Below are 23,021 nucleotides of genomic sequence, written 5' to 3'. Positions count from 1 at the left end.
ATGATTTTTAGTTCTATACTTGTTAATTAAATTGAAAAAATGGTTTCAAAATACATAAGATTTTATTTCGTTATCTATTTTTATTTAGTGATGGTTAATTTGTTAGTAATTAAGATGTGTGAGATAGGTATCCTACCAGACTTATCGGAAGTGTAATTTTAAGGGTTAAGTTAGAAAACTATTTATTATTTAGAATCTCCTCCCCCAACACTAAATCCCCTTCAAAAGTAATTTTGATGTTGGATTTATCACCTTCAACAATGAAGATGGCTTCTGTTGGAAGATATTTCAATACAACACCGCAATCATCTGTTGCCACAAAATCAGGATCTTTTAAAGCAATTTCATAAGCTGATTTAATTGTATGATAAGGGAAGGCCTGTGGCGTTTGTGCTCTTCTTAAAAAATTTCTTTGTGGAACAGAAACGATTTTGTTTTTCTCGTCAACTTCAAAAATGGTATCAACAGTTGTTATAGCAACGGCAACTGATTTACCAGCATTAAGTTCTCGAATTACATTAGAAATAATTTCGCTGGAAATAAAGGGGCGTACAGCATCATGAAAGATTAAGTTGATATTTTGTTCTTCTTGATATGCTTGAATAGCGGCGAGACTTGAATCACTTCTTTCTTTACCTCCCGGTAAAATGTATCTCACTTTTTTGAAGTTATTCTCTTTCACAATGCATTCAACTTCATGAATAAAATCGGCATGAATAATGATGCAGATTTCGTCGGTTTGAGGATGATTTTCAAACGCTTCAATAGAATGCTGAATGATTGGTTTTCCGCCAAGAATCATGAATTGTTTAGGTAACGATCCTCCCATCCGTTTTCCGCTTCCTCCGGCCAATATAACAGCTGTATTTTTCATATGTTTATAACTGTATGTTTTTGTCATATAGCCTGTCCCGAACTTGTTTCGGGAGAACTCCCCAATTACACTTATCTTCCTGTGTGTAACACTTTTTACATGGACGTTTCATTTTTCTGATTTAAATTAACGCATCGAAATTACAATTAAATCGGCGTTTTAAAAAGCAAAAAAGAACCGCTCCAAATGAAGCGGTTTATTTTTTTAGTAGAGCAGGAGAATTGTATTTTACTGGAAGTGCTCTTTAAGGTCTAATTTTTAAAGTCTATTTAAAAATATCGTATTCTCCAACATCCGAAAGAATTTCATATCCATCTTCAGTTACTAAAACGGTATGTTCAAATTGAGCAGATAATTTCTTGTCAATCGTGCGCGCTGTCCATCCATCTTTTTCATCAACAACGGCTCTTGGTTTTCCGAGATTAATCATTGGCTCAATGGTGAAAATCATTCCTGCTTTCATCTTTGGTCCGGAATTTTTGGGAGCGATATGCTCAACCTGAGGTGCTTCGTGAAAGTCGATACCAACACCATGACCACAAAATTCGTAAACAACACTATATTTTTTTCCTTTCGCAAATCTTCCGATCATAAATCCGATATTGCCAAAGTAGTTGCCCGGTTTCACTTGCTCAATTCCCAAATACAAAGCATGCTCTGTATCTTCAACCAATTTTGCCACTTGTTCAGAAATTTCACCTATAGTAAACATGGAGCTTGTATCGCCATAGTAACCATCCAGAATTGTAGTTACATCAATATTTAAAATATCACCATTTTTAAGAATGGTTTTTTCATCCGGAATACCGTGGCAGATCACATCATTTAAAGAAATACAACATGATTTTGGAAAACCATGATAATTCAGAGGCGCAGGTATTGCACCATTGTTTCGAATGTAGTCTTCAATCAACTGATTTAAGTATTCTGTGCTAACTCCTTCTTTAACGAAATCGCTAATATATTTTAGAGTATTTCCGGCTAGCTGAGCACTTTTTCGAATCCCCTCAATTTGCTCCGGAGTTTTAATAATAATTTTACTCATAATTTTGTGTTCGCAAAAACCTGATTGTTTTGCATATTTAGAAAGGCAAAGGTCTGCATAGAAATCGAATTATGCAAATCAAATAAGACTCAAATTTCAGGAGATTTTATTCATTCTAACGGGTTGAAGATATATTGGAGTTAACGCATTTACTAACATAACCAGTCACCGATAACTATTCCCTTGTCCCTTGTTCCTTTTCTTCCGAAACCTAATGAATGAGATCCCTCGGTTCCTCGGGATGACAAGACCTTTGTCCTTTCTCCTTTTCCCTTTTCCCTTGCCCCTTTTTCCTTTTCTTCCGAAACCTAATGAATGAGATCCCTCGGTTCCTCGGGATGACAAGACCTTTGTCCTTTTCCCTTTTCCCTTGTCCCTTGTTCCTTTTCTTCCGAAACCTAAGGAATGAGATCCCTCGGTTCCTCGGGATGACAATACCTTTGTCCTTTCTCCTTTAACCTTTCTCCTTTAACCTTGTCCCTTCTTCCTTGCCCTTTGCTCCCTAATCAATTTCAAGCTGTTTTTTAAATTCATCTAAATGAGACAGAGTTTCTTCGTCGAGGCTTGGTTCCACCATATCTTTGTATGATTGCAGACTTTGAAGTATTGTTTCAGCTACAATCAATCTGGCAGTTGCTTTATCGTCAGCAGGAACAACGTACCAGGGAGCACAATCTTTCGATGTACGATTAATAGCATCTTCGTAACATTCCTGATAAGCATTCCACGACTTTCGTTCTTTTAAATCATCTTTGGAAAACTTCCAGTTTTTTTCTTTTCGGCGAAGTCTTCGAAACAATCTCTTTTTCTGTTCGTCTTTTGAAAGGTGCAAAAAGAATTTTAAAATAATGGTACCACTCTCTGCAATGTGCTCTTCAAAATTCACGATCCGTTCCATGCGCTTGTGATAAAATGCATCGTCCAAATCGTTAAGGCTGGTCACCGAAGGAATGTTTTCACCCAAAATATATTCTGGGTGTACCCGCGTAACCAAAACATTTTCGTAATGGGTGCGGTTAAAAACACAAATTTTGCCCCTTTGCGGCAGCGCAATGTAATGCCGCCACAAAAAATCATGTTTCAATTCTGCAGAAGTAGGAGCTTTAAAACTATGTACCACAACACCTCTGGCGTTTACATCTTTAAACACTTCTCTCACCAAACTATCCTTTCCGGATGTGTCCATTCCCTGCAGGCAAATAAGCATATTGTATTTTCCATGCGCATACATGGTGTCCTGCAATTCACTGATTTTTCTGCGGATGTGTTTTAGCTTTTCTTTAGCATTTTCAATTTCTTTGAACGTGTCTGTTTTTGCTAAGCTTATTTTTTTCGAGATTTTATATTGATCGATATTCATAGGGAAGTTTATATTCAATTAAAAATAAGTATTTTTAGTGGCTTATGAAATTAATATTTATTTGGAATTGCTAGCTTACTTGCACTGTTTTGATGGTATTCAGATTAATTGTTATTCTTTGAGCATGGCTTTGTTCCTATGGATCAATATTATAAATTTTCCCGATATTATTTTAAAAGTACAATCAATATTATTACTCTTTTGATATGATGAAATTTGTTAGAATATGTTTTGTTTTCTCCTTTTTGATAACAACTTACAGCCTTGCTAAAGGACAATATTTTAGTACGGGACAAGACCCTGCTTCCATAAGCTGGAAACAAATTAATACGAAGGATTTTCAAATTATATTTCCTGAAGGGTACGAGCAAAAGGCCAAATACATGGCTGCTGTTTTTCAGGATTTACTTCAAAAAGGTGGAAAAGATCTCAATCATAAACCTAAGAAATTTTCAGTAGTTGTGCATACCCAAAGCGCTGCAAGTAATGGTATGGTGGCTTGGGCTCCGAAGCGAATGGAGATTTACAATACTTCGGCACCCGATAATGATGCTCAGGTTTGGATTAATCATGTAACCACTCATGAATACCGGCATGTTATTCAGATGGATAAATTAGAACAAGGATTTACGCGCTTTTTTAACTATGTATTTGGTCAGCAGGCTGCCGTAGTTGTGGTTGGGCTGTATTTACCTCCCTGGTTTTTGGAAGGCGATGCGGTTTGTACTGAAACAGCTTTAAGCGAATCGGGGCGGGGACGCCTGCCGTTTTTTGAGCAGGAACTGCGGGCTCAATTGATTGAAAAAGGAAACTATTCTTACGATAAGGCAATCAATGGATCGTATCAGGATTATGCAGCCGATCGCTACAAATTGGGTTACTATTTGGTTGGCAAAGCAAGAATACATTACGGAGATGAATTGTGGGAAAATACATTGAATCGCGTTGGGCGAAGACCTTTAGGGATTACCAGTTTTGCTGATGGAATTAAGCAGGGAATGAATGGGAAACGAGATGCTGTATTCGATTCGTTATCCGAAAAACAAAAAGAGATTTTTGCCAAAGGAATAAAGGTAGAGGATATTGATTGGGCACAGGTAAAAGAGAAAAATACCCGGGCCGACGGCAAGCTGATGTTGTATTACGATACCATGAAGGAATTGCAATGGGAATGGGAAGTTCAGGATGCTCAATTGAATTTGACAGATTTTGAACCATTGGCAAATCGTGAGGGAATCTATACCAACAAACGCTTTCCCCATGTTAACGAATCGGGCGAAGTAATTGTATTGAAAGAAGGCTTGGCAGATGCTGCTTATTTTGAGAAAATCAGTAAAGAAGGAAAACAAGAGAAACTGTTCGTTCCCGGATACGATTTTAATACTGGTTTCGATTACAAAAACGGGAAACTGATTTGGTCGGAACGAAAGGATCATCTGCGTTGGGAAAAGGCCGATAAAAGTGTGTTGGTGATGTATGATACCAAATCGAAAAGAAGAAGCAAAATTAAAAACAAAAACTCTTTGTTTGCACCGGCATTTTCAGAGGATGGGAAGCAAATTGCAGTGGTGGAAACAGATGAACTGGGCGATAATCATCTGGTAATCATTAATGCTGAAAGTAAGCTGACAGAGCAACGAATTGATGCTGGAAAAGGTGAGTTTATTTTATCACCAAAGTGGGATGGAAACCAATCGATAGTATACATTTTATTGAATAAAAAAGGAAAGCAATTGGTATCTCTCGATGTAAATACTGGAAACAGAACCTGCTTGTTTTCTTCCGGGAAACAGGAAATCTCTCAGCTGGAGGTAAGCCATGATCATATTTTTTTTACAGCCGGTTTCACGGGAATCGATAATGTGTTTGCTTTTGATAAATCGAGTGGGAAAGTGTATCAGGTCACATCATCGAGGTTTGGTGCACGCGATCTTCATGCGAATGGTAATCAACTTTATTATTCCGATTACACATCCGATGGCTATTTGCCTGTAAAGACAGATTACCGGGTTAGTAATTGGAAAGAGTGGGAGGGTGACTATTCGTCATTCCAATTGGCGGAAAGTCTATCTGAGCAATTGGGTGAAAAATTGGCTCCTGATACAACAAATCTGGCTCGTTTCGAGGTGAAGAATTACTCAAAATTGGGACATTTGTTCAATTTTCATTCCTGGGCACCTCTGTTTATCGATGGGTTGGATCAAAAATCCGATATAGGTGTGTCGGTCGCCTCGCAAAATAAGCTGAGTACTTTATTGACCACCGTAGGATATAAGAAAGAACAGGGCTATAAAAACGGACAGTTTTATGTGAACCTATCTTATCAGGGATGGTTTCCGATTATCGACTCAAAACTGACTGTGGGAAATAAGGAAGCGCAGTTTGCGACCCTTGCCGATCGAATTTCGCCGGTTCAGGTTGATACCATATTGGTTCACCGCGCTTTAAAACAGTGGGAATGGGAGAATAGTATCAAGTTGCCGTTCGATCTTTCAGGAGGAAAATATTCAACACGCATTATCCCTAAGATAACCTACAGTTTGGCAAAGCTGGCCAATATAAAATATACTCCATTGGCTGCTACACAAACAAATCCATTAGGATTGGGGGAGTATGATTTTGGCGACAAAAATATTACTCAGGAGATTATGGAGTATCAGATTTTTGCCTATAACATTGCAAAAAAGGCTCCGCGCGATGTGCAGTATCAATGGGCACAGGTGTTGGAATTGAACTATCGTCACACACCATTTGGCGATTCAAAACTGGGTGAAACCTGGTCGGCCGAAACGTATCTGTATTTCCCAGGATTTGTGAAGCATCATGGCATTAAAATGTATGGCGGATACCAAAACCGTTCCAGCTATAATTCCCGTTTTTCAAATATGATTAAAAGTCCGCGGGGAATGACTGATATTTATGGGGAAGATATTTTCTCGACAGGCATTGATTATGCATTGCCTCTGTTTTATCCCGATTGGAATTTGGGACCATTGGCCTATTTTAAACGAGTGAAAATGAATGCTTTTATAGATTACGGATATCAGAAAGGAAAAGTATCAGATGTAAATCAGAATCTATTTGCCTATGATGATGCATTCACATCTTTTGGTGCTGAGCTAAGCACCGATTTGCATGTACTTCGCTTTTCGGCTCCTGTTGATTTGGGTATTCGTGTCGGATATGAGGATCAAACAGGCAGCATGTTTGCGAATTTGTTAATATCCTTTTCGTTGAGTGCGTTTTAGTTTCCGTTTTGGATGAAAGATTCTCGGTTGAGACGCAAGATTTTGCGTCTGTACGGGCTTTCCTTTGAGATTGAGGATTTTGCGGTTGAGAAGAAATATTTTGCGTCTGTGCGGTATTTCCTTTGAGATGAAAGATTTCCTCGTTGAGACGCAAGATTTTGCGTCTGTACGGGATGATTATTTATGGAATTTATCTTCTTCCCATTTTGCGGGATTGTTCAGAATATAATCATGAATCCGTTGGTAGGCGATATCATTCCGGATGATGTGATCGTGATAAAGAGATTGCCAGGTGAAGTTGATCTGGTGCAGTGTTGCATATTTTTTCACCCCTATTTTAAACCCGCGGACAATTGATGCCAGATTTTTAGATTGTGGCCCGAATTGGTTTTTTGTGGAGACACAAGATTTTGTGTCTTTACCATATCCTGTGTCTTTACACTGTCTATCATCAGCTTTGTTGATCACAATTATGCCATGCACATGGTTGGGCATTATCACAAAGGCATCCAGTTGCACAAAGGGAAAGTGTTCGGGTATGGCCAGCCAAAAGGTTGCTGCCATTCTCCCGATTTCCGATAATTGCATTTCCCCATTTACCACTTGCCCGAAAAAATGTTTCCTGTTTGCCGTACAGATGGTAACAAAATAGGGCGCATTTGCTCCGTAATCCCAGTTTTGCAAGCGGGTGGTTTTTATGCGGTATTTGTTTTGATATTTGTCCATAAGTAAGGTTTTTTCTTTTCTATATTCTCTTGGGGCTTACGTGGTGTGAGAGCTGCTCCCCAACCAATTTATCGACTTAATAAGCTGTTCTATTTTTGGGGTTTACTTCAGTTAGGCTTTCGGGCTTTATTTTTTGATCTCTTGTACCCGATATAAATTATACAACTTTTTATTGTACGGATAATCCCAACATCCCATTCTATGGTAAATATTTCCACCAAATCCTTTTTTGTAAATATGAACTCCATGTAAAGGATGAGCCTGATTTAAGTTAGGAGCAGAACCAAACATATCATATTCAGAACATCCCCATTCTTTTGCAATTCGTATCGATTCCCATTGCAAAGAATAGCTTGCCATTAAATTATTTTTACAGGATGTGGATGCTCCATATAAATATGTTCCCCGTTTTTTTGACAAAACCAAAAACATTGATGAAAGAAAACTACCGCCAAAATCAGCCATTAGCATTTTAACGCTTACTCCTTTTTTACCGTTGTCCTGATTTTTTAATATGGCCACAAAGTATTCTTGATTTTGCAATGGCATGTTATGTCGTATAGCTGTTTCTTGATACAATTTATACCATTGTCCAATATGGTCAATACCATATTCAAGTACCCTAATACCTTTCTTATTCGCTTTTTTTACGTTATACCGTGTATTGTATCTCATATTATTGAGCAAATCCTGCTCTTTTAAAGTCAAATCAAGAAAAAAGGTATTTTTTGGCAAATTGTCCTCTATGCTTTTGTGTAAATTCCAATTAGCCGTATTAAAATTTAGTCGGTATTCTTGAGTTGCACTTGGCGGTGGTCCTATCCAATTTCCATTTTTGTCAAAATACTCCTCTTCAAGTGCCCACTGATTCTCCCAAATTAAATCGTAACGAATAAAAATGCAGTTTGGTGGAAGAAACGCTTTTATCGATTCAGATAATTGTTCTAAAAATAATCCTTGATTTTCAAATGCAGGTTCTAATTTCGGCCCGTATGGGATATATGCAAAACAATTAACATTGTCTACGTACTTGATTAAAACCAATAAATCTTCACTTTTTTTCTCCAAAGAGTTAGCTGTGCTAAATAATAAATCCTTTGAGATTGTCAACTCAAACCCCTTTGGAATAAATCCTTGATTTCTTTTTACGCGTGCCCAGAAAGGAGTTTGAGGTAATATATTTGTGGTCTTAAATTCTTCAATATTTTTCTTCTCTAAATTACAAATCATCCTTTTTTTGTTACAAAATTAAATAATAAAATACTTAATATGAAACGTGCATGAAAGGTATTTGTGACACACAGGGGGATGATTATTTCAGTATGGTAATCTCGAAAGCTTTCGAAACCATATCACAACTAAAGGTGTATTTAAATCCATTTTAATCCTTCGATAATTTGAAGTTTCAAGATTATTAATCTAAAAAAGAAGCCTTAAAAGCTCGCTAATTAGCTAACTTTTAAAGCTTTTATTTTATGGGAATATTATTTGGTTGTCAAGAGGTACGAGTGTTGATTATAGTTGTTTTACCATTTTTCGTAATGTTTTCTCTCAGAAATATTGATAGTTTTCTGCTTTAAGATTCTTGCATTATCAGCCATATAGCCAATCGGAATTATTGATGCAATTTCAAGTTCATCAGGAATTTCCAATTTTTTCTTAATGGTTTCTATATTTTGAGGAATGAATGTTACTCCATAAACATTATACTCTGCAAGGCTTAACAAGAAATTTTCAATACAAGTCCATATTGATGCTAAACAATTTAAGTCGTATATTTTTTTAGCTTCTGCAACTCTTGTTTTAGGTTTAAATGCAACAATAATAACTGTTGGCGCTTCAAGAATCATTTTTTTCTGTTTAGGGATTGCATCAAGATACATTTCCTTCATTATCTTTTCCTCATTCTTGAATTGATGCTCAAGTTCTTTGCTATCAATTGGTTTATCAAGATTCTCCGATTCAATCAGTTTTAATTTGGATTCAAGATGATTTAAAATAATAAAATCCCAATCCCTAAGATGGTTATATGTCGGTGCTTTAAATCCGTTTTCTATCGCGTAATCAATAATGTCCTTAGATATTTTATTACTTTGAAAATCCCGAATGGTTTTTCTTTTTTCGATAACATCTTTTAATTCCATAGTCTTTTATACAATTATGTCCAACGTTTAGTATAAGAATAGCAGCCGACTGCGTGGTAGTTTCCTGTCAAATTACAAGAAAGTTGAAGCGGGCTGCATTTTTTGAATTGACTACTTTCTCTGCTGTTGTTTTATACATCTTAAGTTTGTAGTTCATTCAATCTTTATCAATCCTGAAATTTTATTTTGTATTTGCAGCTATCATCTCCTCTTCTAATTGATGAGATAACTTCTGCTGATGCAGGAATCCCGGCGACAGTTGAAAACATTTTTTCAGCAAATCCCTCAGAACAAAAACACATTGCAGATGAATTAGTTTCTTTTTCATAATTCGAAATTGGGCAAACACAATGGTTCTTATTTTCGTCTGCAATTAATGTTTTAGTAGTTTTATTGTAGTCAATCTTCCAATTCCATTTATCCTCAATAAAATTAATGAATTTGTCTAAATCACCGACATAATTGGATAGCATTTCATCCATTTTCAGGTTGTTATAATGTACAATAGATGATTTTTTTAGAACTCCTCTTATTAACTCTTTATCTATTTCAATATCTAAGTTAGATAGTACATTCGATATCCATTCTTGAATTAATTGATTGCCTTCATTTTGACTTATTGTTTCGGTGTTTGTATTGTCGTTGCCCTTAGCTGTTAGCATAATAGAACTAAATCCGCATAGACAAGTTCCGGATACACAAAGTTTTTTGATGAAGTCTTTTCTACTTGTTGACATGTTTTTTCTTTTTTGTAATGTAAGCTATAATAACTTCAGGAATTCTCAATTTGACTCCTAACGGTAAATTGTAAGAGCAGCAGCCGACTGTTTGGTAGTTTGCTGTTTGCCGTACAAGATGGTAACGAAATAGGCTATGTTTACCCAGTAAGCCCAGCTTTGCAGACGGGTGGTTTTTATGAGGAATTTGTCCACAAGTACTGCTCTGTTTTTTTAAACATAAATTAATAAACATCAAAAAAAAGCACTAAACTAATTTTTCTAATAACAGTCTATTTTGTAGTTAATAGAACTGTTATCCCCATATTTCCTTAATTTGTTCATCCAAATATTTCTGCTGTTTCATTCCTTGTGCAATTTTTGATTTCTCAGCATGTCTTTTTTTAGGCATTATTAAGTAACGGTAAAAAGCGTCAAAATTTTCCTTGTCTTTTTGTGGATTTAAGCCTACTCGTGGAGCAGAAATCGGTTTTTCAATTTCAAAATCCGGTGGTTCTGCATTGACTAATCCAAACGATATATTTGTCTCATAAACGAAATCAATATTACTAAACAACTCTGTCACACAATTGAGTGGCCCATAAATATAACTGTCATTTGTATAGTCATATATTGCTCTAATCAGAATGCCGCCGTAGGATTCATTCGTGCCAAACGTTATATCAACCCCTGAACCATGAAAATACCATCTTTCTTTCTCCATTTGCAACTTACGCCCATGAATATATTTGTCATTATGAGAATCACTTTTAAAATAAAATTCAATCTCTGTAATCCGATATGCTTTTGATTGCACTTTGAGAATCCAATGATTCATTAAGTCAAAGGCGATTCTTTGAAAATCAGAATCAATATTACGCTCATTTATTGTCAAATCTATTGTCATGAATCTCTGCCTTTATGTGCCCTAAAGTGAAAGTAAAAGTGCACTTTATATCACCTACCAGCTGTTTTTATAATTTGATGTTATTCTTATCCGTTAAAATTACATCCAATGGACTTTTTAATTATGGAAGAGGTTTTTTAATCAGATGAATCTAAATTTCACTTGCTTTTTACATTTGCCCCCTAAAAATAAGTATAAAATAAAAACAGGGAAGTAGATTCGCTTATTAATTATCAATGTAAATAGTAAAGAAAGGACTCGCAGTCAGTGGTTTGTGCTTTGTGTTGTCTGCTTGGTTTTACTAAAGAGAATTGATTTAGTTGGGATTTAGTGTTGTTAGTCAGGAATAAATGCCTGTTTATTTGCGATTGGCGCTTGTTTGTATTTTGGTGCATCTGATAAATTTAACATTCTTTACATTTTTCCTCAAAACCCTGTAAACAGAACGTATGCCGCGGGTTGAAGTGTTTTTATTAGCATAAAAATGGATCTGTTTTGCCAATTATAGTTTTGAATCGGCTCTTGTTTTTTCACGACTGTTATGGTCGTAGTACCACGACCGTTGTGGTCGTAGCACCACGACCGTTGTGGTCGTGGATATGGAAAAGGAAAAGTTGATTTGTGATCCTGACCAGAGGTAAGGAACTGCACAATGTTTCGATGTTGAGTGGGATTACTCGGGGAGATCAATGAATACCAAAATAAAAAAAGACTCTTTCGGGTTCTTTCAGTGTTGATTCTAAAACCAGATAGTACAGGAGCGTAGTGTTCCCTTTAAGATGGGAAGATTTTGTTTGTTAACGATTCTTATTTCTATGTAAGGAGTTGGGTCGGGGATGAGGTGTAAAATAAAAATACCTCAACCTATCCCTCTCCTTCAGGAGAGGAGAAAACAGTATTGAGTGATAGTGCATCAACCATTATTGGGTAAGCCTATCTCCTTCGTGTTACTTTGTGCAATCCTTTCGTGTACTTTGTGGTAAAACGATTTTCACTGCTGAGAACGCTGAGGTTCACAGAGATTTTAAAAACGCAGTTAACAGTTGCCCAAAAACAGAATGCCTGTGTGGTATTTTTCAGCCAAGGTTGAGGTGTGGAATAAAAAAAGGATACGCACAGTGCGCATCCTCATGTATAATTTTAGAATCTCATTAAAATTAGATGTGTTCGCATCAGCCAGCTTTTAATTAGGCCAGTTCCACCAAAGTAATTTCGGGTGGCATACCAATCCGGCCGGGGAATCCGATGTAACCAAAGCCGCGGTTCACATAAAGGTATTGATCTCCTTGCTGATACAATCCGCCCCAGCGTGGATATTTGTACTGCACCGGACTCCATTTTATGCCTGCCCGTTCGATCCCAAACTGCATGCCATGTGTATGACCCGAGAAGGTAAGGGCGATATCCGTATCCAAAACCTGCGCATCCCAATGCGAAGGATCGTGACTCATCAGAATTTTAAAGGGGATATTGGCTGATCCCTTGATTGCTTTTTGTAAATCGCCGTGTTGCGGAAAAGGAGGTTTGCCCCAATTTTCGACACCAAGCAGTGCAATTTCTTCCCCGTTTACTGATATGGTTTCCGATTCGTTTAAAAGCAGTTTAAATCCCATTTCTTTATGGAAATCCTTAATTGCCTGTAAATTTTCGGCTTTGTCGGCAGAAGATTTCCAGTACGAATAATCACCGTAGTCGTGATTTCCCATGATGGAATATTTTCCAATTTTAGCATTCATTTTGGATAGTATAGGAGCCCATCCTTCTGTTTCTTCCGCAAAGTTATTTACCAAATCGCCTGTGAATAGGATCAGATCCGGTTCCTGTTCGTTGATCAGTTCAACAGCCTTGGCAATTTTCTCAAAATTCTTATTGAAACTGCCCAGGTGCATGTCTGATATTTGAACGATTTTCAGTCCTTTAAATGATTTGGGAAGGTGATCGAAACCGATCTTTTCGCGCATTACCCTGTAGTTAAATTTCCCTTTGGTTACTCCATACAATATGGATGCAAACGGGATGGCTGCTAAAACCAATCCCATTTGATATAAAAACTCGGATCTCTCCATTTTTCTCTTCGAATTAAATTGTGGTACACTTTTTTTCTTTCTTTCCCCGAACCAATTAATGATTCCTGCAATCGCCCCTAGTATATCTTTTAACAGAACGAAAAGTATAAATACAAACTTTGGAATGTAAAACAACGAAAAACCAGCTACCAGATATCCAACATAGATGTAGGCTTCAGATTGCCGCACATGCTTGATCCCTAATATAAACAGGACAAAACCAGCAAAAATTAAAACGGAAATACCCCAAAACAGCATGGTTAATGATTGTCTTGCCAGCGAATATTTTATTCTGGCAATCAGAGGTTTCACGCCACGGTAGGTATAAATATCTACCAACAGCATAAATAGTAACAGAGGAATCAATAAATATACACTTGCTTTCATCCAAGTTTTTATAAGTGGTTCATTGATTATTAAATAGCCTCAAATATAGACAATAAAATACAAGCAAGTCCTTAATTTTTGTTAAAATATGCTTATCTTCAAAGCATTATAACCCTATCACTAAAACCTACTTCAGTATCCCGGTTTTACTGATGTCAGGACATTTATTCACTACAAACCTATAGAGCAATGAGTGTGAAAATTCATGAATTGATTGACAAACGATGGAGCCCAAGAGCCTTTTCGGATCAGGAAATTGAACCAACCAAGATTGAAAAATTATTCGAGGCAGCATCATTTGCCGCGTCTTGTTTTAACGAACAGCCTTGGCGGTTTATTTATGCAACAAAGGATTATCCGGAGCGGTATGATCAACTGATGTCTTGTTTGGTAGAGTTTAATCAGATGTGGGTAAAAACTGCACCTATGATTATTTTGACACTTGCTTCAAAAAAGTTTGCTCAGAGTCAAAAAGAGAATCATCATGCACGTCATGATTTGGGTTTGGCCATTGGAAATATGTCTGTTCAAGCAACGGGTATGGGGTTATATATGCATCAAATGGCTGGTTTTAGTGCTGAAAAGGCCCGGGAGATGTTTGAAATTCCTTTCGATTTTGATATTGTAACAATGATTGCTGTTGGTTATATAGGTGATCCAATGCAATTGCCCGAAAATATCAGGGAAATGGAATCGAGTAAAAGGGAGCGGCGCTCTTTGGATAAAATTCTGTTTGACGGCGATTGGGATGATATGAAATAAAATATATTTGGAATACAGACTGGGCTTATCCTTAAGGGTAAGCCTTTTTATTTTGAAAATATTGGAAACTTGTTGTAACTTGATTTATGTACAAGAAATTCATTATGAGAGTTTTGTATCATTAAACTTTTAGGATGTGAAACAACCATGTAAAAAGTATTACACACAGGAGAATGAGTGTAATTTGGGAGTTCCATGTGACATCTTTAAACAAATTTAGACAGATGAAAGCGGTAGTAATGAAAAAATACGGGACGCCGGATGTTTTGGAGATTGCCAATCTTTCCCGTCCGCAGATAAATGACACAGAGGTTTTGGTTGAGGTTTATGCTTCATCAGTAAATCCGGTCGATTGGAAAATCCGTAAAGGCAGCTTAAGACTATTCATGAGAAAGAAATTACCCTGTATTTTAGGAGGTGATATAGCCGGACGGGTGGTCGAAATCGGCAAAAAAGTACAGTTTTTTCGGGTTGGCGACGAGGTGTTTGGGAAAATTGATATTACTAAGAATGGTGCGTATGCTGAATATGTTGCTACCACAGCAAGCCATCTGGCATTAAAACCGCAAAATATGAATTTTGAAGAGGCTGCCACTTTGCCTTTGGCAGGATTAACAGCCTTGCAGGCACTTCGGGATATGGGTGGAATTCGGAAAGGAATGAATGTAATGGTGAATGGTTGCTCGGGAGGTGTTGGGTCTTTTGCAGTTCAAATTGCAAAAGCTTATGGCTGTGAAGTTACAGGAGTTTGCAGCAGCAGAAATGTGCAGTTTGCAAAAGATTTAGGTGCTGACCGGGTTGTTGACTATATCAAACAGGATATTGTTTCGCTTCAGGAAGAGTACGACATTTTTTTCGATGTGGTAGGAAATCAGGAATATTCAAAAGTAAAACACATTTTGCAGCGGGGAGGAATTTTTGTGACAACTCTCCCTTCTTTCAACATTCTTTTGCTCGGGTCTGTTCATAACCTGCTTAGTTCCAAAAAAATGAAGAAGATCTTTGTACAGGAAAGTAAGGCAGATCTCGAATTATTGGCTGATTTTGTTGATGCAGGTCTTTTAAAAACTTACATCGATAAATCTTACGATTTAATGGATGTTGCCAAAGCTCATCAGTACAGTGAAACGGGTAGGGTGGTTGGAAAGCTCTCTTTAAAAATTGCCGAATAAACAGGATTCAAATCCACAGATTAGAATGTAATTGAATTTTAGTAAAGATCCGGGCATCATTTGATACCCGGATCTTTTCCTTGATGATTTCCTTATCCTTTGGTTTTAATTCCACAACCAATTGCTTTTGTAGAAGTAATTTCCGGCTTTTTATTTTGTAAGAGTGCATCTAAAGCATCTTCAACATATGTACTTGTAACCTGAGTTTCGTCTTTGTAATTGTTATCGATCGCACCAATATATTCCACGGTGTATTCTTCGCTATTATTGCTTAAGATAAAAACGTGAGGAGTTTTGGTCGCTCCAAATCTCTTAAATACTTCCTGTGTTTCATCCATCAAATAAGGGAATGTAAATCTTTTTTCCTTAGCCCGTACAATCATATTGTCAAAAGAATCGCTTTCATACAATTCCGGATCGTTTGGATTGATCGCAATTACAGGGAATCCTTTTTCCTTGTATTTTTTGTCAATTTCGATAATTCGATCTTCATAAGCTACAGCATACGGACAATGATTGCATGTGAAAATCACAATGAATCCTTTGGCATCCTTGTAATCGGCGAGCGAAATCTGTTTTCCATCAACATTTTTCAGTTTAAAATCTTTCGCCTGGTCGCCTATCTGGTAGCCTTGAGCTTGTATTCCCATTGCGGCCAATATAAAAAGGCCAAGAATCAATACTTTCTTCATAATTATAAATTTTAATTCGGTTGATTATTTAATTTATCAATTGAGTCCGCCAATTTGTCGTACGAAATCTGGCGGGTGAAAACTATTCTTTCATCTTTTCTATAAATAAGAGTTGCAGGAAGAGCACCATCCCAGTTTTTATCCACTTTTCCAATCCAGCTGTTTGCATCCGGATCATCAAGCAAAACAACTTCAGCATTTATATTCTTTTTCTTTAAAAAGCTGAGTAAGCGATCTTCTGTATTTTTTCCAAAATCGAGACTGACCAGTATTACTTTCACCTTTTTATCTGTATAGTCTTTACGGATATCTTCAAATTCGGGGAGTTCTTCAACGCATGGTTTGCACCACATCGCCCAAAAGTTAATCACGTAGGTGGTATCATTCTGATAATGGAGAATAGGTTCCAATTCATTAAAATTATGGGATTTAATTTCCTGAGCGCTCACTGATTTTATTGAAATAATAAGCGAGCTAAGTAGTAATAACTGGTATCTAAATTTCATTTTCTATATATAAAGACATCGAAGTATTAAATATACTACTATTCGTTGAAAAAGTACAGGCTTAGTTGTTATTGATCTGTTAAAATTTAGGTTTGCAAGAGGATAGCAGGGGTTGAGAAGAATTACCAGCCAGCATATGGTAAAATTGAGTGGTTTAACAGCACAACTTTGTGCATGAGAATGATAATTGTAAGGTTGTATGAAATATTTTTTTACCTTTGGAAGGAATTAGTACAGAAAGTATGAATAACAATATCCATATCGGGCGATTTTTCTTTTTTAGCAGCTGTTGTTAGAAGAGGATTCACGTACTATTTAATTGATGATGAGCCTCTGTAAGGGCTCTTTTTTTTTGACTGTATGAAACTGTCCATGTCAAAGCGATTTTGAAACACAGGAAGAGATTATTCCAGCATGGTAAGTTCTCCCGAAACAAGTTCGGGACAGGCTATATGGCAAAAACTTAAAATAATTACGAATGAAAACAGTATTTTTTAATAATTGGTTTTTTATTTTTTTCTTTTTTAACGGAGAGAGGAACAGGATTCTAATGAAATAAAATATAATATTATTTACAAAGAGTCCTGATTAATTGGGACTCTTTTTTGTGATACAAAATCTAACTATAACCATGGAGAAAAGAAAAATTGTTATTCAAGGAGTTGAGGGGTGTTTTCACCATTTGGCAGCTAATGCTTATTACGGAGAAGATGTTGAAATTATTCCTGCCGGTAATTTCGCCACACTTGTTGAATTGATTCAAGACGAATCAGTATGCGATGGAGGAATTATGGCGATTGAAAATTCTATTGCCGGAAGTATTCTGCAGAATTACGGGCTCCTTCAGGATTCCGGTCTTGTAATCGAAGGGGAGATATTTCTGAGAATCAAGCAAAATTTAATGGCTTTGCCCGGGCAGAAAATTGAAGATTTAAAAGAAGTTCATTCCCATCCAATGGCAATTCATCAGTGTCGTGCTTTCTTTCACGATTATCCAGATATTAAATTGGTGGAAATGGAGGATACGGCCTTAAGTGCTAAGAATGTAAGAGACAATCAATTGATGGGTGTGGGAGCTATTGCCGGTGATTATCCGGCAGAATTGTATGGCTTGGAAATTATAGCTGAGGAAATTGAAAGCATAAAAGACAATCAAACCCGGTTTTTTCTTTTAAAGAGACAGAAAGATGTTGTTCCAAACGGAGGATACAATAAAGCATCATTATATTTTAGTACCAGTCATAAAGCGGGGAGCTTGTCTTATATTTTGGATTGTTTTGCCAAGGAGAACATTAATCTTTCGAAGATTCAATCTCTGCCAATTCCCGGTATCAACTGGCAGTACTTTTTTCATGTCGATTTGGAATTTCAGGGACCCCGGCAGTTTAGGGATGCGTTGGATAAAATATCAGCTTATACGAAAGGAATGAAAGTATTGGGTACTTACAACAAAGGTATTGTGATCACTTAAAAGACTTACATCGAGTTAAAAACTTTGTCGATGCTTTTGGCAAGAATAATGTCTTTTTTTGTGATTTTACCTTTGGAGTGGGTGGTTAAAATTAGGCGTACATTTTTATAATTGTACAGTTTGATATCTGGATGATGATCCATATTTTCGGCTTCTGCAGCTACTAAATTTATAAAATTGATTGCTTCAATGAAGTTCGGCAATTCATAATTTTTAACCAATTTACTGTCTATTTCGCTCCAACCTTGATCCAATAATATATCCATGATATTTTCATTTAGTAGTTAAAGATACATAAAGTCTAAACCAAAGTAAATAGAAAAAACGGGACAACTTAATTAAGTTGCCCCGTATCTGATTTCTTAATTGAAAGTTTGATAAAGTATTCTTATAATGCGAGCTCACGATCCAATTCTTCGCCCATTATCTGGGCGCCGCTGTAAAGCACTGATCTTTCTTCTGCTTCCATATAAATATCGAACGGTAAGGATATTTCATAGGCCGATTGAACTATAGCTGCAATATCATCTTTGGCACCTAAGTGTGTTCTCCAGTTAGTTTCCGTTTTGTCAAGAAGGTATGCATAAACGGGACCGGAAAAATAAGCGAAACAGTTTACAAAAGATGGAGATTTCCACATTGAGTGCAGCTTATTTTGCAAATATGTCTTTAAATCTTTATCGTTTCTGCATAATTTTTGAGCTGTATATTCGGCCATGCCTTCATGAATCTCAAATCGATTTTCACAGCCGTCACATTTACCATACAAAGCTCTGCGGTAATGGCGAAAACAGAGTGCATCAGTAATTGCCTGTTTTTTATTTTCCCCTTCACTTTGCAGAGCCAGCTCAAGAGCTTTCCATTCAAGTTTCAACCAAAAACGAGCTTCCATTTCGTCCATATGCTTGTTGTTATAAGGTTCGGGTTTCAAATCCATTTCAGGTTGAACACAATGAAAAGCTTCATGAAGAATAATACATTGTCTTTCAATTTTATCTTCAGGCAAGGGCAGTGGGATAACGGCCCAAATTTGATTGCCGATTTTGGCTGGTCCTTTTATCACATCAACAAAATTGGGGAGAATACCGGTGTAAATTTCATTATAGGAGTCTAAACCTAACTTTTTACTATTGTTATTTGAGTAGATTCGTCCATTTTCTTTATCAACCAAAAGAATAGGAACATCGAGAGTTCTTCCCCAAAGCATGCCATTGTCCTTAAGACATAACGCTTTGGTTTCTCTTAGGATAGTCTCAATATCTTTAATGTCATATGATTCTGCCATACTCAATGAACAGGACATTAATTCTATGCCTAGAAACAGGAAAATCCATATAAAACTATATTTTTTCATTCGAGTTGGTTAATTAGTTAATTGTCTGATTATTAATAGAATTATGACCCGTATCGAATCACAGTGGTTTTGCACTTTTTATACATCAGTATTTGTGCCATCAACCCTAATTGTATGTATGTCAGTGTGTAATGTTGGCTTAAGCTATTTTTACAGAGTCTTAATAGTGTTGGGTATCGTACAGTTGGTGTTCGGATATGAACAATTTAAATGTTTGTGAAATAGAACCAAAATAGTGAACCTGTTTTTATCATTAATCAGAATTATTTGAATGAATTGGCATTCCAAATTTTTTCAAAGAAATGGCTAATCAACTTATTGCGTTGCTTTGATTGATATAATTCTGTATCTTAAAATTGGAATAAGTAAGATAAATACAAGTAACCTTAATCGAATTAAATGAATAATTACCTTGAAATATTTATTTTAGTTGTGGGATTTCTGATAGTTGCAATTGCTGCAAATAGAATCTCAAGGTATTTTCCTAAAGTTAAATTACCCATTATAACAGGTCTTCTTTTCATTGGAATTCTTTGCGGACCTTTTATTTTAAATTTTGTTCCACGAAAGGCCATTACCCAATTGCATTTTATAAACGAAATATGTTTGGCTTTTATCGCTTTTGCCGCAGGGGCAGAACTTTACCTGAAGGAATTAAAAGGCAGGATGAAAAGTATCAAATGGATGACTTTCAGTCAACTTTTTTTCACCTTTGGTTTGAGTGTGTTGGCGATATTCTTTTTATCTGCCAGATTGTTATTTATGGCACAACTCGATTGGCAGGTGAAGCTTGCCATTGCCTTGCTGGTAGGAACCATCTTTATTACCCGCTCTCCAGCATCTGCAATTGCTGTAATTAATGAGATGAGGGCGAAAGGACCTTACACACAAACTGCTATTGGGGTTACGGTGATAAAGGATGTTTTGGTAATCATTTTATTTACGATATGTTTTGCCATCGCAGGTGCTTTAATTTCTAAAGTTCCGTTTGATATTTGGTTAATTGTTATTCTAATTGGAGAATTATGTTTTTCAATTTTAATCGGTTTTTTGCTGGGGCAAACTATTAATTGGATTTTGGCTCGCGGAATTACTACAATGCAAAAAGCGGTTTTTTTGGTAGCAATAGGATATAGTATCTATCTTTTTGCTCATTTGGTAGGCGAACAAAGTCAAAATTTGCTTGGATTTAGGGTGTATATTGAACCTTTGTTAATTTGTATTATTGGAAGTTTTGTTGTTGTTAATTTTGGAAGTTACCGCCGGGAGTTTGTTAAAATTATAGAATTGGTTGTTCCTACTATTTACATTATTTTTTATACCCTTACAGGTGCATCAGTTTCTTTGGATATCCTGGCTCAAACCTGGGGTGTGGCACTGTTGTTCTTTGCAATTAGGCTGATCAGTATGGCTATTGGCGCTTTTATTGGAGGAACTTTAGGAGGTGATCCTTTCAGGGTAAACAGAATTTCTTGGATGCCGTATGTTACTCAGGCCGGAGTTGCTATTGGATTGGTATCTGTGGTGGCAGTGAAATATCCCGATTGGGGACCTCAATTCGGAGCGATATTAATTGGAGTTATTGTACTCAATGAGATATGTGGTCCGCCACTTTTTAAATGGTTTATATTAATGGTTGGGGAGAGTCATAAAAAGAAAGAACTATTGCATGAAAACAAAATTCAGAAAGCTATTATTTTTGGTCTGGAAGGACAATCGCTTGCTTTAGCACGGCAATTAAAGGAACATGGCTGGGAGGTTAAATTAGTAACCCGTAGTGAGGAGAGAGCAAATTTAGAGTATCATGGTGTTAATGTGACTCATGTGAAAGAATTAAGTATGGTTGAATTAAAGAGACTTGAAGTGGATAATGCGGATGCGATAGTGCTCTTGAATCAGGATGAAGACAATCTTAAATTTTGTGAATTAGCTTATGAAAAATTTGGTACAAGGGATATTGTTGTTAGGGTAAATGAGAGGAGTTATGTAAGTAAATTTCACGAGTTGGGAGCTCTGATTGTTGAACCCTCCACAGTAATGGTAAGCTTAATGGATCATCTGGTGCGATCACCAATTGCCACTTCATTGTTGCTTGGTATGGAAAAAGATCAGGATACTGTGGACATTGAAATGCAAAATAAAGAATTGCACGGCATCACTTTAAGGGATTTACAAATTCCTACCGATGTTATTATTTTGGCTACCAAACGTAATAATAACACCTTAATTTCTACCGGATATACACGACTTCGGTTGGGTGATGTGTTAACTGTTGTTGGATCTGTAGAAAGTCTGGAAAAGGTTCGTTTAAAAATGGAAGACACAGACTTGCCTGGTTATAATAAAGCTCGTTTTATGGGAAAATCAATTTCATTCAAAAGAAAGTCAATCAAGACAGATCCGGATTTACCAGGTTAAAAATACGGTAGTCCAGAATGCCAAAGGAACGACAGTATTCCAGATAACTTCTTCCCGATGGCGGGCCCGGTAAATTCGTTCATTTTCGACTTGAAACCGCATTGATTGCAACATCGCATCATAATTTTGTTGTGCTGTTATATCCCTTTCCCTTTGAATGTTATCAAGATAAATAATTACCTCACGGCTTTTATTTGGATTACTGTTTAAGACTTCTATTAAGTCAGATTCAGATTCGTTTAAACGATTTAGGTGGTAAAGTGCCATGCCTCTTTGTAGTCGTACTTCCGATAGATATGGTTTTTTACTCAGCACATGGTCAAAATCAAGAATTGCTTCGTCGTATTTTTTTAACTGCATTTTTGCGTATCCGCGATCTTGAAAAATGGTGGAATAGTAAGGCATAATAGTAATGGCAGTGTCTAAGTAAAGGATGGCTTTTTCATATTCCCCCTGCAATATCAGAGTTCTTCCATTGTCATGATATTCCATGTATCTTTCTACATTCTGTGAAAATACTCCGGAAAAACCGAAAACACCAATAAATAAAAACAGCAGATTTTTCATGGTAAAACAGTTTACGTTCTATTGAATTAACTCTTAAGTAAGAACATAAATTGTACCAAACTGCATAAAAAAACCCTCCAATTTTATTGAAGGGTTTGCAGATATAGAAGATATCCTTATGATTTCTTACAACATTCTTTTTTGCAGTCTTTAGGACATTTAGTTTCTGCCTTGGCTTCTTTAGTACAACAAGCTTTTTTACAGTCTTTTTCACATTTTTCTGCTTTAGCTTCCTTTGTGCATTTTTTTGCCTTATCACATTTTTCAGCTTTAGCGTCTTTGGTACAGCAGGCTTTTTTACAGTCTTTTTCACATTTTTTCTTTTCAACTTTTTTCTTCTCCTGATCCTGTTTTTGATCTTGATCCTGAGACAAAGAAATTTGATTATCAAAGATTGAAATTACCGGTTGAGCAGCAAAACTTACTACATTTATCGCAAATACAAATAAGAGTCCAAATAATAACTTTTTCATGTTTTTTTTTATTAAAATGTTAATTAATCTGTTTTAGTTTAATTTTGAATTGAATACTACAAGAACGTAAAAGATCTTTTTATCTCTTGTTAATGAATTGTTAAAGCATCAAAAACTCTTAAAATTTACACTA

20 protein-coding genes are annotated in these 23,021 nt (G+C 36.3%); 5 read left to right on the top strand and 15 right to left on the bottom strand.

From position 1 onward, the window contains the following. Window positions 1–178: 178 nt before the first annotated feature. The 3 genes from ACHZAX_RS12615 to ACHZAX_RS12605 form a co-directional block, all read right to left on the bottom strand. The gene (locus ACHZAX_RS12615) at window positions 179–874 is read right to left on the bottom strand and encodes an IspD/TarI family cytidylyltransferase (RefSeq protein ID WP_320019364.1); all 696 of its coding nucleotides are present in this window, start codon (window positions 872–874) and stop codon (window positions 179–181) included. 265 nt (window positions 875–1,139) lie between these two features. After that, window positions 1,140–1,919, bottom strand: coding sequence for a type I methionyl aminopeptidase (map, locus tag ACHZAX_RS12610; protein ID WP_101308351.1), 780 nt, complete (start codon window positions 1,917–1,919; stop codon window positions 1,140–1,142). 502 nt (window positions 1,920–2,421) lie between these two features. After that, window positions 2,422–3,279, bottom strand: a complete 858-nt coding sequence (locus ACHZAX_RS12605; protein ID WP_101308350.1) for a PPK2 family polyphosphate kinase — start codon at window positions 3,277–3,279, stop codon at window positions 2,422–2,424. A gap of 206 nt (window positions 3,280–3,485) precedes the next feature. Here ACHZAX_RS12605 and ACHZAX_RS12600 point away from each other — a divergent pair, with 206 nt between their 5' ends. After that, window positions 3,486–6,527: a DUF2268 domain-containing putative Zn-dependent protease gene (locus tag ACHZAX_RS12600; RefSeq protein ID WP_320019363.1), complete on the top strand. Its 3,042-nt coding sequence runs from the start codon at window positions 3,486–3,488 to the stop codon at window positions 6,525–6,527. Window positions 6,528–6,704: 177 nt separating this feature from the next. On the opposite strand, the gene ACHZAX_RS12595 is transcribed toward ACHZAX_RS12600, so the two are convergent. The 6 genes from ACHZAX_RS12595 to ACHZAX_RS12570 all read right to left on the bottom strand — a co-directional run bounded on the left by ACHZAX_RS12595 (window position 6,705) and on the right by ACHZAX_RS12570 (window position 13,473). Further along, complete coding sequence (locus ACHZAX_RS12595; RefSeq protein WP_320019362.1) at window positions 6,705–7,253, bottom strand: transposase; 549 nt, start codon at window positions 7,251–7,253, stop codon at window positions 6,705–6,707. A gap of 126 nt (window positions 7,254–7,379) precedes the next feature. Then, a complete protein-coding gene (locus tag ACHZAX_RS12590) occupies window positions 7,380–8,483 on the bottom strand; it encodes a lipid II:glycine glycyltransferase FemX (protein WP_320019361.1) in 1,104 nt (367 codons plus the stop codon). Window positions 8,484–8,779: 296 nt separating this feature from the next. Further along, entirely contained in the window at window positions 8,780–9,397 is a 618-nt protein-coding gene (locus tag ACHZAX_RS12585) for a nitroreductase family protein (RefSeq protein WP_320019360.1), read from the bottom strand. Between the two features lie 167 nt (window positions 9,398–9,564). Beyond that, window positions 9,565–10,134: a hypothetical protein gene (locus ACHZAX_RS12580; RefSeq protein WP_320019359.1), complete on the bottom strand. Its 570-nt coding sequence runs from the start codon at window positions 10,132–10,134 to the stop codon at window positions 9,565–9,567. 295 nt (window positions 10,135–10,429) lie between these two features. Further along, complete coding sequence (locus ACHZAX_RS12575; protein ID WP_320019358.1) at window positions 10,430–11,020, bottom strand: hypothetical protein; 591 nt, start codon at window positions 11,018–11,020, stop codon at window positions 10,430–10,432. A gap of 1,187 nt (window positions 11,021–12,207) precedes the next feature. Next, entirely contained in the window at window positions 12,208–13,473 is a 1,266-nt protein-coding gene (locus ACHZAX_RS12570) for a metallophosphoesterase (RefSeq protein ID WP_320019357.1), read from the bottom strand. Between the two features lie 189 nt (window positions 13,474–13,662). On the opposite strand from ACHZAX_RS12570, the gene ACHZAX_RS12565 reads away from it, so the two are divergent. Together ACHZAX_RS12565 and ACHZAX_RS12560 are read left to right on the top strand one after the other, a co-directional pair. Beyond that, window positions 13,663–14,235, top strand: a complete 573-nt coding sequence (locus ACHZAX_RS12565) for a nitroreductase family protein (protein ID WP_320019356.1) — start codon at window positions 13,663–13,665, stop codon at window positions 14,233–14,235. Between the two features lie 224 nt (window positions 14,236–14,459). Beyond that, the gene (locus tag ACHZAX_RS12560; RefSeq protein WP_320019355.1) at window positions 14,460–15,407 is read left to right on the top strand and encodes an NAD(P)-dependent alcohol dehydrogenase; all 948 of its coding nucleotides are present in this window, start codon (window positions 14,460–14,462) and stop codon (window positions 15,405–15,407) included. Between the two features lie 92 nt (window positions 15,408–15,499). Here the strand turns inward: ACHZAX_RS12560 and ACHZAX_RS12555 are convergent, their stop codons facing one another. Together ACHZAX_RS12555 and ACHZAX_RS12550 are read right to left on the bottom strand one after the other, a co-directional pair. Beyond that, complete coding sequence (locus tag ACHZAX_RS12555) at window positions 15,500–16,099, bottom strand: thioredoxin family protein (protein WP_320019354.1); 600 nt, start codon at window positions 16,097–16,099, stop codon at window positions 15,500–15,502. Window positions 16,100–16,110: 11 nt separating this feature from the next. After that, complete coding sequence (locus tag ACHZAX_RS12550; protein ID WP_320019353.1) at window positions 16,111–16,605, bottom strand: TlpA disulfide reductase family protein; 495 nt, start codon at window positions 16,603–16,605, stop codon at window positions 16,111–16,113. A gap of 631 nt (window positions 16,606–17,236) precedes the next feature. Between ACHZAX_RS12550 and ACHZAX_RS12545 the strand changes: the two genes are divergently transcribed. Beyond that, on the top strand, window positions 17,237–18,076 hold the full coding sequence (locus ACHZAX_RS12545) for a prephenate dehydratase (RefSeq protein WP_101308339.1): 840 nt from the start codon (window positions 17,237–17,239) through the stop codon (window positions 18,074–18,076). Window positions 18,077–18,081: 5 nt separating this feature from the next. On the opposite strand, the gene ACHZAX_RS12540 is transcribed toward ACHZAX_RS12545, so the two are convergent. Both ACHZAX_RS12540 and ACHZAX_RS12535 read right to left on the bottom strand, forming a co-directional pair. Continuing rightward, a complete protein-coding gene (locus ACHZAX_RS12540; RefSeq protein WP_320019352.1) occupies window positions 18,082–18,342 on the bottom strand; it encodes a 4a-hydroxytetrahydrobiopterin dehydratase in 261 nt (86 codons plus the stop codon). Window positions 18,343–18,464: 122 nt separating this feature from the next. After that, complete coding sequence (locus ACHZAX_RS12535) at window positions 18,465–19,430, bottom strand: hypothetical protein (RefSeq protein ID WP_143470817.1); 966 nt, start codon at window positions 19,428–19,430, stop codon at window positions 18,465–18,467. Window positions 19,431–19,829: 399 nt separating this feature from the next. On the opposite strand from ACHZAX_RS12535, the gene ACHZAX_RS12530 reads away from it, so the two are divergent. Beyond that, window positions 19,830–21,848 (top strand): monovalent cation:proton antiporter family protein, encoded by a 2,019-nt coding sequence (locus ACHZAX_RS12530; RefSeq protein ID WP_320019351.1) that lies wholly within the window; start codon window positions 19,830–19,832, stop codon window positions 21,846–21,848. Here the strand turns inward: ACHZAX_RS12530 and ACHZAX_RS12525 are convergent. Then, window positions 21,837–22,415, bottom strand: a complete 579-nt coding sequence (locus ACHZAX_RS12525) for a tetratricopeptide repeat protein (RefSeq protein ID WP_101308335.1) — start codon at window positions 22,413–22,415, stop codon at window positions 21,837–21,839. The genes ACHZAX_RS12530 and ACHZAX_RS12525 overlap by 12 nt on opposite strands. Window positions 22,416–22,531: 116 nt before the next feature. Continuing rightward, on the bottom strand, window positions 22,532–22,888 hold the full coding sequence (locus ACHZAX_RS12520) for a hypothetical protein (RefSeq protein WP_101308334.1): 357 nt from the start codon (window positions 22,886–22,888) through the stop codon (window positions 22,532–22,534). Window positions 22,889–23,021 lie beyond the last annotated feature (133 nt).

Source organism: Labilibaculum manganireducens (assembly GCF_963665805.2).
GTDB lineage: Bacteria > Bacteroidota > Bacteroidia > Bacteroidales > Marinifilaceae > Labilibaculum > Labilibaculum manganireducens.
The sequence above is the reverse complement of the archived record's forward strand: the minus strand, read 5'-3'. Positions and strand labels throughout refer to the sequence as shown.